Origin of the sequence: Microbacterium hibisci (assembly GCF_015278255.1) — a bacterium.
Lineage (GTDB): Bacteria > Actinomycetota > Actinomycetes > Actinomycetales > Microbacteriaceae > Microbacterium > Microbacterium hibisci.
This window is the reverse complement of record NZ_JADIJC010000004.1, coordinates 281,891-299,456: the sequence shown is the minus strand read 5'-3', so window position 1 is coordinate 299,456 and position 17,566 is coordinate 281,891. Positions and strand designations below refer to the sequence as shown.

General features: G+C 69.7%; 9 protein-coding genes. 5 read left to right on the top strand and 4 right to left on the bottom strand.

From position 1 onward, the window contains the following. Nucleotides 1–29 precede the first annotated feature (29 nt). From IM770_RS09555 to IM770_RS09545, 3 genes are all read right to left on the bottom strand, one after another. Complete coding sequence (locus tag IM770_RS09555) at nt 30–221, bottom strand: hypothetical protein (protein WP_203581075.1); 192 nt, start codon at nt 219–221, stop codon at nt 30–32. An 84-nt stretch (nt 222–305) separates the two neighbouring features. Continuing rightward, entirely contained in the window at nt 306–1,667 is a 1,362-nt protein-coding gene (locus tag IM770_RS09550) for a D-alanyl-D-alanine carboxypeptidase family protein (protein ID WP_239065978.1), read from the bottom strand. A gap of 226 nt (nt 1,668–1,893) precedes the next feature. After that, nucleotides 1,894–2,787, bottom strand: a complete 894-nt coding sequence (locus IM770_RS09545) for a P-loop NTPase family protein (protein ID WP_203580896.1) — start codon at nt 2,785–2,787, stop codon at nt 1,894–1,896. Nucleotides 2,788–3,188: 401 nt separating this feature from the next. On the opposite strand from IM770_RS09545, the gene IM770_RS09540 reads away from it, so the two are divergent. The 4 genes from IM770_RS09540 (at nt 3,189) to IM770_RS09525 (ending at nt 6,777) form a co-directional block, all read left to right on the top strand. Beyond that, nucleotides 3,189–4,460 (top strand): HNH endonuclease, encoded by a 1,272-nt coding sequence (locus IM770_RS09540; RefSeq protein ID WP_203580895.1) that lies wholly within the window; start codon nt 3,189–3,191, stop codon nt 4,458–4,460. 48 nt (nt 4,461–4,508) lie between these two features. Continuing rightward, nucleotides 4,509–5,009, top strand: coding sequence for a hypothetical protein (locus tag IM770_RS09535; RefSeq protein ID WP_203580894.1), 501 nt, complete (start codon nt 4,509–4,511; stop codon nt 5,007–5,009). Nucleotides 5,010–5,084: 75 nt separating this feature from the next. Next, nucleotides 5,085–5,840, top strand: coding sequence for a Pr6Pr family membrane protein (locus IM770_RS09530; protein WP_203580893.1), 756 nt, complete (start codon nt 5,085–5,087; stop codon nt 5,838–5,840). A gap of 202 nt (nt 5,841–6,042) precedes the next feature. Further along, nucleotides 6,043–6,777, top strand: a complete 735-nt coding sequence (locus IM770_RS09525) for a Pr6Pr family membrane protein (RefSeq protein ID WP_203580892.1) — start codon at nt 6,043–6,045, stop codon at nt 6,775–6,777. 48 nt (nt 6,778–6,825) lie between these two features. Here IM770_RS09525 and IM770_RS09520 read toward each other — a convergent pair whose 3' ends face one another. Further along, nucleotides 6,826–15,807: a DUF5979 domain-containing protein gene (locus IM770_RS09520; RefSeq protein WP_203580891.1), complete on the bottom strand. Its 8,982-nt coding sequence runs from the start codon at nt 15,805–15,807 to the stop codon at nt 6,826–6,828. Between the two features lie 187 nt (nt 15,808–15,994). On the opposite strand from IM770_RS09520, the gene argG reads away from it, so the two are divergent. Further along, complete coding sequence (gene argG / locus IM770_RS09515) at nt 15,995–17,437, top strand: argininosuccinate synthase (protein ID WP_203580890.1); 1,443 nt, start codon at nt 15,995–15,997, stop codon at nt 17,435–17,437. The last annotated feature ends 129 nt before the right edge of the window (nt 17,438–17,566 follow it).

Sequence of the window (17,566 nt, the reverse complement as noted above, 5' to 3'; positions counted from 1 at the left end):
GACGCCACGCGTCGGCGGATTCCTGCCGCTCATCGCGCGCGGCGGCGTCGCGCGATCCCGATCCCGATCAGGACCAGCCCTGCCACGAGCACGATCGGACCGATCGTCGCCCACAGGGCGGAACCGCTCATCGCCGAGCCGCCCAGCACGTTGAGGCCCTGCAGTGTCCACAGCAGCCCGACCGCGGCGAGGATCACACCGGGCACGATGAACGGCCACATCCGCTTCACGCTCCAGACCCTAGTTGGGCGCGGCGCCGTGCGACAGAGCCCTCGTGGACGATTCCGTCCATCCCTCGCTTCGGGCTACTCGCCGCCCAGCTCGCCCGGGTGCGTGAGCCGCCACCAATCGGTCGGCGGCTCGATCGTGCCCTCGATCTCGACGGGCACGCTCACCGTGTTCGGCCCCGCGGTCCACGTGATGCTGCCGACGACCTCGCCGTCTTCGTAGGTCTTCGGCGTCGTGGTCGTCATCTCGACCGAGATAGGGGTGTCGGACCACGTGAAGATCGCGGCGAAGCCGGCGACGACCAGCCGGGCCGACGAGCCCCACGCGGTGGTGAGCGTGCCGACATGCTGATCTCGCGTCGCGACCGGCACGTCGTGGAAGCCGGCGCGGATGCTGTCGATCATCCTCATCACATCGCGGTTCACCGACGCGCGGTCCCAGCCCCCGACGACCACGCCGGTCACCTGGAGCGGCTGCGCAGTGCCGACGGGGACGGATGCCGTGAACAGCAGGTTGTGGGTCCCCCCTCCGAGATTTCCGGTCTTGAGGCCGGTGACGCCGTTGCTCCCGAGGAGGTCGTTCGTGTTCGACAGGTACCCCGGTCCAGGCAGCTCGATGGACGGGGTCGCCGCGATGCTCGCGATCACGGGGTTCGCGGCCGCGATCTTGCCGAGCGCGATGAGATCGGACGGGGTGCTGACGTTGCGTGCGTCCAGGCCGGTGGGCTCGACGACGGTCGTGCCGGTGAGTCCCTGGGCGGCGAGCCAGCGTGCCGCCGCATCACGGAACGCCCACTGCGAGCCGAACGCCCAGGTCGAGACCGCCTCGGCGTAGTTGCTCGCCGAGGGGATCAGCATCGTGGCGAGCGCGTCGTGCAGCGACATCGAGCTGCCCGTGGGCATCGCCGCGATCGTGGCGCCCCTCACGTAGTACTGGTCGTAGAGGTCGTGGTCGGCCTTGCTGAAGGTGATCGTGGGGCCTGGATCGGACGCGTCGGCGAGCGGATGCCGGTCGAGGATCACCAGCGCCGTCACGAGCTTGGTGATGCTGGCGATCGACCGCGGTTCGTCACCGCCGCTCGAGACCCAGACGCCGCTCGCCGTCGGCCCGAGGTACTCGTCGCCGCCCGCGACCGACACGGCGGCCGCGCCCTGCGACGGAACCGAGACGACCGCGGCGATCGGAGTCTCCACCGGGGGCGTCCAGGTCTCGACCGCCGGAGCGCCCAGCGGCGCGGTGAGGGCCCACCCCGTGTAACCGGCGGGAACACCGACCAGCACGAGCAGGACGATCGCGGTGACGAGGAGTGCGATGCGGCGGCGCCGGCGTCGTACGGCCGGATCCACCTCACGCCGGGGCGGGTCGCCGAACATCTCCTCCTGGGAGATCAGCTGCGTGAACTCCTCGAGCCCATCGGCGGCACTGGGCGGCGTCGTCAACCCGGCTCCTCTGCGTCGGTTCGCCCGCGCTGCGGATCGCGCGGCCGGCACTGCTCAGCCCATTGTGCGATCGGAAGGGAACGGCGGTTCGTCACGATCCGGTAACGAGGGGATCCGCAGGGCGGCGGCGCGGGCGCTCGCGTCGGGGCCGGGCTGGGCGGTCGGGCTTGGTTTCCGTCGGGTGTGCGGCGCCCCCGGCGCCCAGCGCCCCCGGCGCCACTGCGGCTCAGCGGGCGAGGTGCTCCGCCGCGAAGGACCGGATGCGCGCACGGGTGGTTTGCTCGGGCTCCTCATCGGTGCGGATCACGAGGGTGGGCAGGTCGAGGCGCGGCAGCAGGTCGAGTTCGAGCGCACGCCGCATGCGCATGAACTCGATGTATCCGTCGAAGCCCTCGAGACCGGACCGCAGTCCGTATCCCTGACCCGTGTGATACCCGATCACGAGCTCGGACCACCACTCCGGGCGCTCCGCGGCGGCCCGGCGGAGGGCCGGCTCGGGATCGCCCGGATCCAGGTACACCAGCATCGGGTTGCGGTCGCGCACCGCGGCGACGAGCCCCTCCACGTGCGCGGCGAGCTCCTCGGGCCGGCGATCGAAGCGGGCGACGAACGCGCACACCGGATTCTGGATCAGCACGCACTCCCAGACCTGCACCCCGGCCCCGGACGCCTGTGCGCCGTAGTCGCGCCAGCTCTCCGACAGCGCGCGGGCGTGGTGCTCCAGCGCGATATCGCCGTCGTAGACGTCGGCGCTTCTGATCTGCGCGGCCAGCTCGGTCGGCAGCTCGAGCTGGTCGGTATGGCGGACGAGCCAGCCGTCGATGGTCGGCTCGGCGTGTGCGCGCAGCGTCCGCCAGGAGTCCGGCTCCTCCTCGGCGATGCGTCGGAACGTCTCATCGGTCAGCAGCGAGACGTGCTCGAAGTCGACGGGGTGGTCCGCGCGCCCCTCCGGCCAGTGTTCGACCTTCGCGCCGGCGGCGGCCAGCCACGCCGCGAGGTCGGCCGCGTTCGTCGATTTGCCGGAGCCGGGCAGGCCCTCCACGATGACGATGCCATGCGCCGTGTCGAGGCCAGGATCGAGGATGGATCCGGCCATCGTGTCGTCCTTCCGTGCGGTCACGCGCCCGCTCGTAGTCCATTGTCGTCGAGACGGCGCACCGCGCGGACGCACTGAGGTCGGCGAGCGGTGTGCGGGTGCGGCGGGTGCGGGGATCGTGCGATGTCGGCGGGCACGGTGGGGGTGGATCGATGCGTGGCATCCGTCCGGCGTTGCGGCTGCACGTGGGCGTATCGGTCGGGCGGAGTGTGAAGACCAGCGGATGCCTCGGCCGGCGGATCTCGATCGCCGGGGTTTGCCACACGCCGCGCTGAGTGAGCACTGCACGAAGTGCACGTGAGTTGTATATATGTTCGATGATACGCGACCCGCCCACAGCGAGCTGTTGCCAACCGCACCCTTTGACTCCGCATTCCTCGTATCGAAGTCTTGATTTCTTCGTATCTTTGTTCTATTCTGGATTCATGTTCACCGACCCCGCGATTCCCGGCCAGGTCTTCCCTGACCACGTCGATCTCGTGGTCGAGGCGGCCGCGATGATGACGGTGCTGGCCGCTCAGCGGCTGGAGCGGATCGACGAGATGCGGCGCGAAGCTCTCCACGAGGCGGCCCGTCACGGCCGCGGGCTCACCGAGGTCGTGGAGCGCGGCATCCGTCTCGAGCTGGCGGCAGCGCTGCGCGTCACGGAGCACGCCGCCGGGAGTCTGCTCGCGTTCGCCGAGGCGGTGGTCCACACTCACCCCGCTGTGCTTGCCTCGATGGGGCGCGCCCGCATGAGCGAGCGCCACGCCGAGATCCTCGTCGCGGCCATGTGGGAACTCGAGCCGGCGTTCCATGCGCAGGTGCTCGAGCCGGGGATCGCACTGGCGGAGGCGGAGCCGGTGGGAACGTTCCGCCGCAGGCTCCGCGCGCTGATCGATCGGGTGCGCTCCGCCACTCTCACCGAGCGCTACGAGCAGGCGGTTTCCAAGCGTCGCGTCGTGGTCGAGCCCGATGACGACGGCATGGGCTGGCTGCACCTCTACGCGCCGATGGTCGCGATCCACGCCGCGCACAGCCGCGCGACCGTGATCGCGAAGACCGTCACGGCGGACGAGGCAGACACCCGCACGCTGGATCAGGCACGCGTCGATGCCGTCCTCGACCTGCTCATCGACGGGTCGGTCGACACCTATGCCGAACAGGCGCGGGGAGTTCGGGCCAGCGTGTTCGTCACCGTGCCGGTGCTCGCGCTGCTCCACGAGTCCGACGCCTCTCGTGCGGCCGCCGGGATCGACGCCCCCGCGGTCGAAGGAATCGGGCCGATCCCGCTCTCTGTGGCTCGCGAGCTCGCCGGTGGCGCGCGCGGCTGGACGCGCGTGCTGACCCACCCCGAGACCGGGATGGTGCTGTCCGTCGGCCGCGACCAGTACCGGCCACCACCTGCCCTCCAGAAGCTCGTGAAGTGGCGAGCGGACAGGTGCATGGCGCCGGGATGCGGCATGCCCGCCTCGCGCTGCGACGTCGACCACCACGTCGACTGGGCCCTGGGCGGACACACCGAGCTCACCAACCTCGGGCCGTTGTGCGAGGGCCACCACACCGTCCGACATCACACCGACTGGACGATCGAGCAGGTCCCCGGATCCGGCGGTGCGATCCTGTGGACCAGCCCGTCCGGTCGCCGCTACCTCGTCGAGCCCGAACGAGCCGTGCCGGCGTTCCGGCCGGTCAGCAGCGCCGACGCGCCCTTCTGACTCCGCGGCCACGCGTCGCTGCCGCGGCGGTCGGCTAGCGTGAGGGTGATGGCTTTCGATGTAGAGACCTGCGGCGACAACGCCGTGACGTGGGCTTTGGCTCGCGAGGGCGCGGCCGACTACGCGACGCGCTGCCTCGCGTTCGTCGAGGACGCGATCGAGCGCAGCAACGACCTCGAGATGTTCGGCGGCGACGACGCGGCGGAGTCGGCGATCCTGTACAACGCCGCGGCGAACACCGGCACGCCGCCGGCGCACGCACTGGTGTTCTACGAGGGCGTGGGCGAATTGCACGGCGAGCGTCGCGACTGGGGCCATGTCGGCCTGAGCCTCGGCGATGGTCGTGTCGTGCACGCGTGGAATCGCGTCCGCGTCGACGACCACCTCGCGCTCGAGCAGCTGACGCCCGCGCCCGGATGGGAGCCGCTGCGCTACCTCGGCTGGGTGCCGCTCAGCCGGGCACTCGAGGGGGCGCGACCACGCCACTGGGACGACGATCCGGCGGCCGCGGCGCAGCGGATGCAGGCGGAGCGCTTCGGGCCCGCGTAACTGCCATTCCCGCCCGCCCGATCCCACCCGCGCAGGATCCGGGGCCGCGCCATCGCGTGCCGCTAGGGTGACCCCATGCGAACCGCGACCTGGACTCGCGCCTGGTACGTCGCCCGCGCGGCGATGGGTGCCCTCATCGTGGCGGCGATTGTCCGCCAGCTCGCCGCCTCGGTCGGCACGGCCCTCGAGCTCGGGCGCGATCTCGGCGTCACGATCGCCAACTTCTTCAGCTTCTTCACGATCCTCTCCAACGCGGCCGCGGCCACCGTGCTGCTGTGGGCTGCGGTCTGGTACTTCACGCGCGGACGGCGAGCGGATGCCGAACCCCTCGGCCTCGCGGTCGCGCTCGCGAGCGTCAGCACCTACATGATCATCACGGGCATCGTCTACAACACCCTGCTCCGCAACATCGTGCTGCCGCAGGGAAGCGAACCGGTGTGGTGGTCGAACGAGGTGCTCCACCTGGTCGGCCCGCTCTTCCTGCTCGCCGACGTCTTCGTCGGCCCACTCCGCCGCGCGCTGTCGTGGCGGAGCCTGTGGGCGATCGTCGCCTTCCCGATCGTGTGGGTGGTGTACACGATCATCCGCGGACCGCTCATCACCAATCCCGTCTCGGCCGATCCGTTCTGGTACCCCTACCCCTTCCTCAACCCGAACAACCCCGGCGGCTGGCCCTCGGTGATCCTCTACGTGGTGGGCATCGCGATCGCGATCGTCGCCGTCGGCGCCTTCGTCGTCTGGTGGGGCCGGCGCCGAGGCGCGAAAGCAGAAGCGCAACCGGCGACGGGTGCGGTTGCGGCATCCGTCCCCACATCCCCGCGCCCCGACTGACCGGCGGCGCACCGGAAAGCGTTTGTCGAAAATGTCCACCGAACGGTGGACACGTTGTAGCTTCGCCACAATACGGCCCTCGGAGCGCACGTTTTCCACACGCTCGGCGCACAAATGTTCCGCACTCCTCGGTATTGGCGGGAGTACACCTGTCCCGGGGGAACGACACGCGATCCGCGTGGCAACGAAAGGGGTGGGGAACATGCACTGGGCATGGTTTCGAATTGCAGCAGCGATCACCGGCTTCTCGGGGGTCGTCGCAGGACTCATCGTCAACGTGGATCGCGCCGCGCGCCAGGGTCAGAGCCTGGGCGACGTGCTCGCGAACTACTTCAGCCTGTTCACGATCATCTCGACGATGCTCAGCATCGTCGCGCTGCTCGTGGCCGCATCATGGGCGATGCGGAACACGGGCTCGTCACGCGAGCCGCTGGGGATCGCGCTGGCCATCGCCGCCGTCACAGGACCGATCCTGCTGCTCGGTCTCGTCTACAACGCACTGCTGCGCGGCCTGCCGTCGGCCGTCGCACTCGGCGACTCGGCCGGGATCGCGATGCTCGACAAGTACGCCGCCGAGGTGCTGCACGTCGTCCTGCCGATCTACTTCCTGCTGGATCTGCTCCTGGCACCGCGCCGGCGCGCGCTGCCCTGGTGGTCGCTCGCGGTGCTCGTCGGCTATCCGCTGGTCTGGACCGGCTACACGATGATCCGCGGCGAGCGCGTCGGGAACCCGGACGGCACCACACCGTGGTGGTACCCGTACCCGTTCCTCGACCCGCACGGGGCGGGCGGCTATCCGTCGGCGTTCCTCTACATCGGGGCGATCCTCGTCGGGTTCCTCGCCATCGGCACCATGATCATCATGATCGGCCGGTACCGCGAGCGGCGCGCCCTGCGCCACGGTGCGCCGGCCGCACACGGGCCGCTGCCCGCCTGAGCGAGACGGAAGGCGGGGTCGGGATCCGACCCCGCCTTCTCACGTCACTCAGACCGGCTGACGCCGCCGCTTCGCCGCGACCACCAGCACGATGCCGGCGGCCACGACCGCGAGCCCGGCGGCCAGCGCTGCGACCGTGGTCCGTCCCTCGACGCCGGTCGCCGGCAGCGGAGCGATGAAGGTGTTCGTGAACACGATCCCGACCACACCGGAGGTGAGCGTGACGACGCCGGACGCACCGGGCCGCTCCTCACCGTCCACCGTCATGGTCGTCTGGGCGGCGTCACCGGCGTCGGTCTCGGTGACGGTGCACTCGCTCCCGGCAGGCAGGTCGTCGAGCTCGGCCGTGAGGCGGTCCGGACCCCCGATCTCGTACGATCCGTCACGCACGACGAGTCCCGGAGCGGGGTGGGAGGCATCGATGAGCACGCACATGACGTCGACCGGGAACGTGCGCGTGACGGTCGCCGCCCCCGTGCCGTCGACCACCTTCGCGATGCTGAGGTCGGTCACGCCGAAGGCATTCGTGAACGCCACCGACGTCTGGTCTTCGGCATCCGTGTTCGGAAGCGGCGCCAGCGCGACGATGGTGCCGATCGCCGGCTCTCCCGTCTCGCCGCCCTCGGTCACCACGAACGTCGTCGACTCGGCGCCCGCGGCGTCGGTCTCGGTGACCGTGCACTCGGCTCCCTCGGGGAGCTCCGTCCAGGTGACCGTCTCGCCGTCGGCGATCGACTGTGTCATCGGCTCGGCGGCCGTGACCTGCTGCTGGTCCCACAGGCACGCCAGGGTCACCTCGAACGGGCCGTAGGCGATGGGTTCGCCGTCCTGGCCCACCGCGCCGCCGTCGTCGACCGCCTTCGTGACCGAGACCTGCGCGAGGTTGAAGGTGTTGCGCACCTGCAGGCTCGGCTGCGGCTGGTCGTCGACGCTCAGGATCGTCGGATCGGTCTCGACGGTGAACGTGTAGCCCTCGCCGTCACCGGCCACGACGTTGCCCTCGGCGTCGAGGATCTCGGTGGAGTTCGCGCCGCCGGCGTCGACCTCGGTGAGCCGGCACTCGGCGCCGGTCGGCAGGTTCTCCCAGAGGCCCGTCGGCGACTCGGCCGACACGATGCGGACGCCCCCGTCGGGGATGTCGACGATCGTGCCGTCGCGCAGGCAGGTCAGGCGCAATTCGTACGCCGCGGTGCCGAACTTCTCGGCCCCATCGCCGGCGAGCGTCTTGGTCACCTCGAGCGAGCCGGTCAGGTACCAGTTCGTCGCCGTCGCCGTGACGAGCCCGCCGCCTGCCGGGACGATGAGCGTGCCGACGGAGGTGTTCTCACCGTCGTTCGGCTCGATCACGACCGCGTCGGCACCGTTGAGGTCGTCCTCCGTCGCCGTGCATTCCGAGCCCGCGATCACTTCGTGGATCGCGGTGCTCCACCCGTTCTCGGCGTTCAGCTCGACCTGGGCGTCGATGAGCGTCTGACCGCCGAACGTGCAGACCACCGTGAAGGTGAACGTCTGGTCGAGGCCGAACTGGTCGGCTCCCGCGCCCTCGAACTCCTTCACGAGCACGAGCGCGGTCGCGTCGTACAGGTTCGTGTACGTCACGGTGTTCATCACGGCGGTGCTGTCGGGCTGCAGCTCGGGGATCACGACGGTGCGCGTCTCCTGGTCGATCTGCGGCGCGAGCTCGCCCTCGGCACCGGGCACTTCGGCCGCGGTGACCGTGCCGTCCGCGCCACGGTCGTCGGTCTCGGTGACCGTGCACTCGGATCGCGCCGGGATCTCGGTGATCGTCTCGGTCTCGTTCGCGTTCAGGGTGAACGTCTCGTCGACGACGGTCTCGCCCTGGAAGGTGCACACGACCGTGAACTCGAAGCCGGTGGGCACCTCCGGTGCGAGCGACTCCACGAGCTTGCCGACCTCGAGCGACGCCCACTCGTACGTGTTCTCGATGTCGAACGCGAACGTCTGGTCGGCCTCCGTGACGGTGATCGACTCCGGCGCGACGTTCACGCCGGTCTGACCGAAGTCGTCCTCGGCGACGGTGCAGATCGAGCCCACCGGCACGTCGGGGATCACCACGGGGTCCTCACCGGGCACGATCGTGACCACACCGTCGTCCGCGAGCGGCACCTCGGCGCCCTGCCACGTGCACGACACGGTGGCGGTGAACTCGTCCGGCACCGGGAAGCCCTCCGGCGCGTCCACCGTCTTCGCCACCGACACCGACCCGTTGTCGAACGCGTTCGTGACGGTCACGACCACCGGCGTCTCGCCGGCGCCGACCACCACGGGCTGATCGGGACTGATGGTGTGCCCCGTGGCGAAGCCTTCGTCGGTCTCGGTGACGGTGCACTCGGCTCCGGTCGGGAGACCCTCGTAGACCGCCGTTCCCGCACCGGTGATGGTGCGCGTCGGGCCGCCGGGGATCACGACGTCGACGGTTTCGTCGTTCACGACGCGCGTGCAGGCGAGACTCACCGTGTACACGTCGGTCGTGGCGGGCTCCAGCGCGTTCGCGGGTGCTCCCTCGAGCTCTTTCTGGACCTGGAGCGAGCCGACCGTGAAGACGTTGGTGATGTCGGCCTCGACCGGCTCCTCGGTGTCGTCGCCCACCACGACCGTGACGCTGGCCGTCGACTCGTTCGCGCCGCCGTTGTCGGTCTCGGTCACGACGCACTCGGCGCCGGTCGGCAGGCCGTCGACGACCCACGGCTCGCCGGGGCCGAATTCGGATGACCCCTCGTAGACGGGGTTCGGGTCGACGCCGTCGAGGGTGCACGTCATCGACGCGGTGAAGGGGCCGTCGCCCCACGCCTCGCCGCCGGGTCCGCTGACGGTCTTGACGACGGCGACCGAACCGACCGTGTAGATGTTCTCGAATCCGACGGCCGTGAGGGCGGTCGTCGATTCGTCCGCGTACGGGAGGATCGTGAAGGATGCCTCGTCCACCGTCTGCGCATCGCCGCCGTTCTCGGAGATCGTGATCACCGTCGAGGCGGCGCCCGCGGCATCCGTCTCCGTCACGGTGCACTCGGCGCCCGCCGGAAGGTCGGAGAAGGTCTTCGACTCCCCGTCCGTCAGGGTGAACTCGAGGTCGACCTCGGGGATCGCCTCCTGATCGAGGTAGGTGCAGCTGGCCTGGAAGGAGTAGGTGCGTTCGTAGACGATCGGGGCACCGTCCTGGTTCACGGCGCCGCCGTTGTCGACGTCCTTCTCCACGGTGAAGCCGCCCGCGGCGAACGCGTTCGAGATCTGGATCGAGGACTGCCCGGGGTCTCCGCTGTAGGGGTTCCAGACCGCCGGCTGCTCGCTCCAGTCGCGGTCGGCGATCACCCCGTCCTCCGGGTCGACCGTCACGGTGACCCCCGGGATGAGCGGATCCTCCGCGACCGTGCAGGTCGAGAACAGCGGCAGATTCACCGGGCCGGTGACGCTGTTGTAGGCGAGCACGGTGCCGTCGGCGGCGACCGACGGCCTGCTGGCATCGTTGCCTTCGGAGTCGAGGAGCGTCACCGGCTGGCCGCCGGACTCGCACGTCACCAGGAGCGGATAGCTGTCGGGAAGGTCGATGTCGGTCGCGAACTCGGGCGCTGTGACCTCCTTCGACAGCAGCAGCTGCCCGGTGGCCGCGGCCACACCCACCTTCTGCGGCTCGACCACCAGCGACGGGCGCTCGGGCTGCGTCACGGTGGCGTTGGAGCGGGATGCCGTCGCGAACGAGTTGTACGCGACCGGCAGGCCGTCGGGCACCGCCGAGTTGGCCGGCAGCACATACGGCGTCTGCGTGTCGTAGGTGAGCCGCAGCGTCTCGCCGGGCTGGAGCCCGGGTGCCGGCGAAACCTGCCCGGGGTTCTGGTACTGGAGCACGAGCAGGAGGCTGCGGATCGTCGCGACGGTCGCCGGCGGCGTCGCGCTGCTGACCGGGATCCAGTCGAAGTCGCAGGCGGGATCGGGGGTCGCGCCCTCGGTGAACACCTTGATCGCGTTGCTGTTGCAGCTTTGGCTGAGGGCGACCGGCGAGCCGTACACGGAGCCCATCGCGTTGATGCTGTCTCTCAGCTGCCCGAAGTTCGCGAAGATGTCCCCCGCGAGCGTCACGTGGAACTCAGAATCGCGATCGCCCGGGACGATGACGCCCTGGTCGCCGACGTCGGGGAGCGTGTCGAGCGCGGCGATGACCCGGGCGCTGGTGTTGCCCGTGTTGGTGAAGTCCAGCCGCCAGGTCTCGAGGCCGCCCGGTCGCGTGATCGGCGCGCACGGGTGGGAGTAGAACCCGTCGCTCGTCACGCCGGGTGTGGCGGGGTCGCACACCGAGGCGTCGCCGCCGGTCACATTCAGCACACCGAGGTCGTCGTCGCCCGGAACGGCGGGATCGCCGGCAAGGTCGCCCTTCACATACTTCTTCGTGGCGATGGTCGCGGCCGCAAGCGGCGTGATCTCGGTGTCGGCCGAGCATTCGGGCACGCCGGGCGGGGTGTTCTCGACCGGTTTCGGCGCGAGGTCGCTGCCGTTGACGACGGTCGTCCCCTCGCAGGTCTCGAAGAGGCGGTCAGACGTGACGGTCACCTCGTTGCCGACCGTGGTGTCGGGGGTCACGTCGTCGCGGAACCGCAGCGGGGCGCGAACGGTGAGGGTCCAGCCGGCGTTGAAGACGAAGTCGGCAGGTCCGTCGATCGACAGCACGCCGGTGGTCTCGTCGAGGGATGCGGTGAATCCCGGATCGCCGCTCGGGGCGCCGGGGCCGCTCAGAGTGAACGAATACGCGGGCGTCGCCGGCTCGACGAGCAGGGAGCCTTCGGCATCCGTCTCCACCTGATCGACCACGTGGAGGCCGGTCATGTCCCACTCACCCGTGTTGGTGACGGTGATGACGTACGGGATGAGTCCCGCGGCGCTGATCAGCGTGGACGAGCCACGCGTCTTCGTCACGCGCACCTCGTTGGGCCGGTGGAGGACGACGGTCGAGTCGGCGGCCTCGCCGGTCTGGGTGAACGTCTGCACCGGGCCGAACTGCGCGGTGCTGTACGACTGCACGTCATCGCTGATGACGCCGAGCGCCTCCTCGCCCGGGTTGGGCTGCAGGTCGGGTCGCGTGGTCGACACCAGCACCGCCGGGTCGCTGCGCAGGGTGTCGCGGCGCTCGGTGGTCATCGAGAACGTCAGCTGCGGGTTGTACGGGCGCTCCCACTGCACCACGTCGCCGCCGGCATCCACCTGCTGCGCGCGGAAGCGCACACCCACGACAGTGGTCGGATCGGCGACGCCCGCCGGAAGGTCCAGCACGAGGATGCTGCCGGGGGTGCCGTCGGTCCACTCACCCGCGACCCAGCACGGCGAAGCGTCGACGAGCGGCTCGCCGTTGCAGGTCGCGACGAGCTCGCCACCGCTGAGGGAGTACTCGATGTCGCTCGCCGCGTCGTCGTCGACGAGCACGTCCATCGCCAGCTGGTTCACGGGTGCCGGCACGTTGATCTGGGCGCCGACGAAGTCCATGGTGTTCCAGAACGTGGGCGTCGTGTCGGTGAGGCTGAAGAACGTGGCGCGCGCCGTGCCGTTGGGGCGACCGCCGAGCTGCGTGACGTAGCTGTTCGACTGGTCCTCGTAGACCGACTCGGGGGTGATCGACTTCGTCGTCGTGATCGAGTAGCTCGCGGCGACGATCGCGAACTCGTCGTTCGCATCGGCGGCGCCGGTGCCGCACTGGTTGTCGGCGCAGTCCTCGAGGACGGGGCTCTCGAGCTGCACGTGCGCGTCGTTCTCGATCGGCTCCCCCGGCGCGGTCACCGTGACCGGTGTGCTCGGGTCGGATCGGAGCACATCGCGCAGCTGCCACGTGAGCGTCACTGTGCCCGTGCCGCCGGAGGGGATGACGGCACCACCCGCGTCGTCGCGGAAGGCGACCGAGATGGCGGTGACGTCCGCCAGGGCCGCCGCGTCGAGCGCGAGCGCGTCGGCGTAGCCGAAGTCCGTGGGAGTGCCGTTGATGGTGAGCGTGACGGTCGTCTCGGACTCGCTGATGCCCTGTGGCCGCACGATCGCATCGATGTCGTAGAGGTTGAGCGTCTCGAACGCCGTCGGGTCGGCTTGGGTGGCGGCGGGATCCGTGATGACCATGCCCGTCACCCGCGCCTCGGAGGTGTTCGTCGCGACGAGGGTGCCGCTGATGAGGGGGTAGTCCTCGGGGGCGACGCCTGTCGCGGCGGAGGGGAGCCCCAGCGCGCTCTGGTCGAACTCCTTCGTGAGCGTCGCGTTGATCGGCTGGTCGACGATCAGGATCGTGTCGGCGTCGACGTCGGTGCTGTCCACGCCCGTCGCCGTGTTGACACCGTGCGCACTGGCGGTGTTGTTCACCAGGCCGGCCTCGCCCGTGTTGTAGGTGTAGCTGTGCAGGTCGCCGAGCACCGCCTGCGAGGGATCGCTGCGCAGCGTGTCGCGCACGCGGAAGTCCAGATCGAACGGCCGGCGATCGTAGGAGGTGCCTATGCCGGCACCTGCCGTCTTCTCGGTGAGCACGACGCGGACCGCGAGCGCGTCAGCGCTCTGCGCGTCGGAGAGCTCGTACCCGCCGAACTCGCCATCACAGCCGGCGGCGCACGCTTGAGCGGTGATGTCGGTCCACCCGGTGCCGTCGAGGTAGAGCGACACCTCCGTGACGACGGCAGTCACGATGAGCGGATCCGTGGTCGGGGTGATGGGGTCGATGCGCACGAGGTCGAAGGCGTCGTACACCGACGCGACCGTGTCGGCCGGGTCCTCTGTCTCGGAGATGTCGGTGAGCGTCATCTCCGAGATGTTGAGGCCGTCGGTCGACCACAGCAGGCGTGCCGTCCGCGTCTCGGCCGAGAGCGCCGGCACGTCGTCGTCGGGGGTCCACTCCTTGTCGAGGAAGTCGGGGCCAGGACCGCCGTCGATCGGCAGGAGGTCGATGTCGTCCGAGGCGTTGTCGGTGTGCTCCCCGCCCGCGGCGGGGTTGTCCACGAGCGACTCCGCGGTGTTGGTGAACGTGACCGGCTCGTCCTGCGGCTGGGTGACCGCGACGTCGATGTGGGTCACCACGGTGAATCCGGGCTGCAGGAGGTCGGGGCATCCGTCGGCGTCCCTCGGGAGGTACTCGAACTGGATGCCGCCGATGTCGTCCTGCAGGTCGGCGGGGATCTGGTACGACCACAGCACCTCGGGGCCGGGGACCTCGGTTGCGCCCGGGAAGTCCGTCCAGGGCCCGTCGGGCTTGTCCCAGTAACGGACGGTGAGGGTCGTGCACGAGGGGATGTCGGTGTTGTCGATCTCGGTCGCGGTGAAGTTGTCCCAGAACTCCGTCTCGACGCCCGGGAACTGCGGATCGGAGATCACGAGCCGCTCCGAGCCCGCGTTCGACTCCGGCGTCACGTTGCCGGTGAGCGTGATGTCGGCACTCGTGCCCGGCACACCCCAGATGGTGCCGGGGGTGATCGACTTCGTGACCGAGGTGTCGAGCGTCACCGAATCGATGGTGAAAGGCGCCTCGGCGTCGTCGGTGCCGGTCTGGCCCAGCGTGTTCTCGACGACGGTGTCGACGACGTTGGTGCTCGCCACCGACTCGGCCGTCGGCAGCGCGGTGACGTCCATGGGGATGGTCGCGTACGCGCCCGACACGATGTCGTCGCCCGCCGCGGAGTACACCACGGTGAAGCCCTCGACGGTGCAGCCGTCGGTCGGCGACGGGAGCGTGTCCTCGGTCGTGGTGGACGCGGTGCTCTCGGCGCAGTCGCTGTAGGTGTAGGTGATCTCGGCGGCGGTCGCGGCGATCGGCCACTCGATCCCGGAGCCGAACCCGTCGAAGCTGAGCCCCTGCTCGGTGAACGTCGGGCTGCCGGCGGAGGGTTCGGTGACCGTCAGCGTCTGCACGTTCTGCTCGCCGATCGTCGCGGTGATGCTCGCGGTCGTGCTCTGGCCGCTCACGAGCGTGTTGTCGGCGAACGACTTGTCGATCGTGACGTCCGGTGCGCGCTGGGCGATCGTCACGCTCGCGTCGTCGGTCACCGGCGGGCTGACGACCCCGGCCTTCGAGACCGTGGACGAGGCGTCGTTGGTGACCGTGACATCGGCGCCGTCGGGGATGCCGGAGACGGCCTCGTTCGTCACGGTGTGCACGACGATCTCGCCGGAGGCGCCGGGGGCGAACGTGCCGGTGAACGTGACGCGGATGCCGCCGGCCGAGCTGATCGGATCCGGCTCGGTGGTCGTCCACCCTCCGTCGACGTAGTACTCGGTGGTCGTCGCGGTCGTCCCATCAGGTGCGACGACGTCGTAGCCGGTCACGTCGAGGTATCCGCCGAACTCCGACGGCGGGGTCACCGGGTCCTGCACGACGATGGTGTCGACGTTCTGGTTCGAGGCGTTGACAGGGACGACGGTCCAGTCGACGGGCTGGCCCGGCACAGCGGGCACCGCGCTGGTGGGCGTCACGGTCTTGTCGATATCGGCCAGCAGAGTGGTGTCGACCGCGAGCACGACGTCGGCGTTGGCGGACGCGGCGGGGGCGTTGTCGCCGGTCGCCGTCGCCGTGTTCCTGACGGTGGCGCCGTCCCACGTTCCGTCGACGGCGGGATCGACGATCGCGCTCACCGTGATGGTCATGCTGTACCCGGCGGGCCACAGCACCGGGTCGACCGTGAGATCGAGTCCGGGGGCGACCGTGAAGGCGTTGCCGGCGGTGTCGACCTGCAGGTCGTACACGCCGGCGGGCTGACCGCCGGGCGGATTGATCTGCACCGACACCGGCTCCGGGTCGTCGGGGTTGAAGATCAGCGGCTCGGGGAGGGTGTCGCTGATGAGGGTGTTGAAGCACCCGGGATCGTTCGTCGACGAGCAGTTCAGCGTGATCTGATACGTCACCGCGTCGCCGGGACCGAACGGCCCCTCCTCGACCGCCGTCTTCTGGATCGAGAATGCCGCCACGGCGAACGCGGGCGAGGCGACGCCGAGGAAGACGGACGCGGCCGCCAAGACGATCACCGTGAGACCCGCGAGAAGACTTCGACGCCGCTGCTTCATGACCTGACCCCCGAAAACCGCCTAAAACCCCGAGCACACGTATCGGCCAGCCTAGGTCCAGGTCACAAGCCGTTTCTACAGGCGTGATGTGGCGGAAGTGAATCCTGTGACTCGCGGCGGGACGACAGCGTGCGGTCGCGCGACGCGGGGACGAGGCATCCGGATGCCGCTCACTAAACTGGGAGTCATGTCGAAGGTCCTCCAGTCCCTGCCCGTCGGCGAGCGCGTCGGCATCGCCTTCTCGGGAGGACTTGACACCTCCGTTGCGGTCGCGTGGATGCGCGACAAGGGGGCCATCCCCTGCACCTACACCGGCGACCTCGGCCAGCCCGACGAGGACGACATCGACGCGATCCCGAGCCGCGCGCTCGAGTACGGCGCCGAGGTCTCGCGCCTCGTGGACTGCAAGCCCGCACTCGTCGAAGAGGGCTTCGGCGCCCTCGCGTGCGGCGCGTTCCACATCCGCTCGGGCGGCCGCACCTACTTCAACACCACGCCCATCGGCCGCGCCGTCACCGGCACGCTCCTCGTCCGCGCGATGAAGGAGGACGGCGTCGACATCTGGGGCGACGGCTCCACCTACAAGGGCAACGACATCGAGCGGTTCTACCGCTACGGCCTGCTCGCCAACCCGGCGCTGCGGATCTACAAGCCGTGGCTCGACGCCGACTTCGTCACCGAGCTCGGCGGCCGCCAGGAGATGAGCGAGTGGCTCGTCGAGCACGGCTTCCCCTACCGCGACTCCGCGGAGAAGGCGTACTCGACCGACGCGAACATCTGGGGTGCGACGCACGAGGCGAAGACCCTCGAGCACCTCGACGTGTCGCTCGAGATCGTCGAGCCCATCATGGGTGTGCGCTTCTGGGACCCGGCCGTCGAGATCGAGACCGAAGACGTCACCGTCACCTTCGAGGCGGGCCGGCCGGTCGCCCTCAACGGTGTCGAGTTCGCCGACCCGGTCGAGCTCGTCTTCGAGGCCAACCGCATCGGCGGCCGCCACGGGCTCGGCATGAGCGACCAGATCGAGAACCGCATCATCGAGGCGAAGTCGCGCGGCATCTACGAGGCGCCGGGCATGGCGCTGCTGTTCACCGCGTACGAGCGCCTGGTCAACGGCATCCTCAACGAAGACACCCTCGCGACGTACCACGAGCAGGGTCGTCGCCTCGGCCGCCTCATGTACGAGGGTCGCTGGCTCGAGCCGCAGTCCCTCATGCTGCGCGAGTCGATCCAGAAGTGGGTGGGCTCGACCATCACCGGCTCGGTGACCCTGCGCCTGCGCCGGGGCGAGGACTACACGATCCTCGACACCACCGCCCCGCGCCTGTCGTACCACCCCGACAAGCTCTCGATGGAGCGCGTCGGCGACGCCGCGTTCGGCCCCACCGACCGCATCGGCCAGCTCACCATGCGCAACCTCGACATCGCCGACTCGCGCGTGCGCCTCGAGTACTACGCCTCGAAGGGCCTCATCGGCGGTGCGACCGGCGAGCTCGTGGGCCACCTCACGCAGGGCGAGGCCGGCGAGATCACGGAGCACGCCGAGCAGGCCAGCGCCGCGCAGGAAGAGCTGGCGGAGGCGACGGATGCCGCGAACGAGGCGTCCGCGTTCGACCTGGGAACCGACTGAGTCAGGTTCACCGGCCGTTGAGCGAGCGAGGAACGAGCGAGACGAAACGCACCACCCCGCCGCAGACCTGAGCCTCTGCTGTGAGCCAGCGCACTAACTTGCACACACTTGTGCAAGTTACCTAGCCTG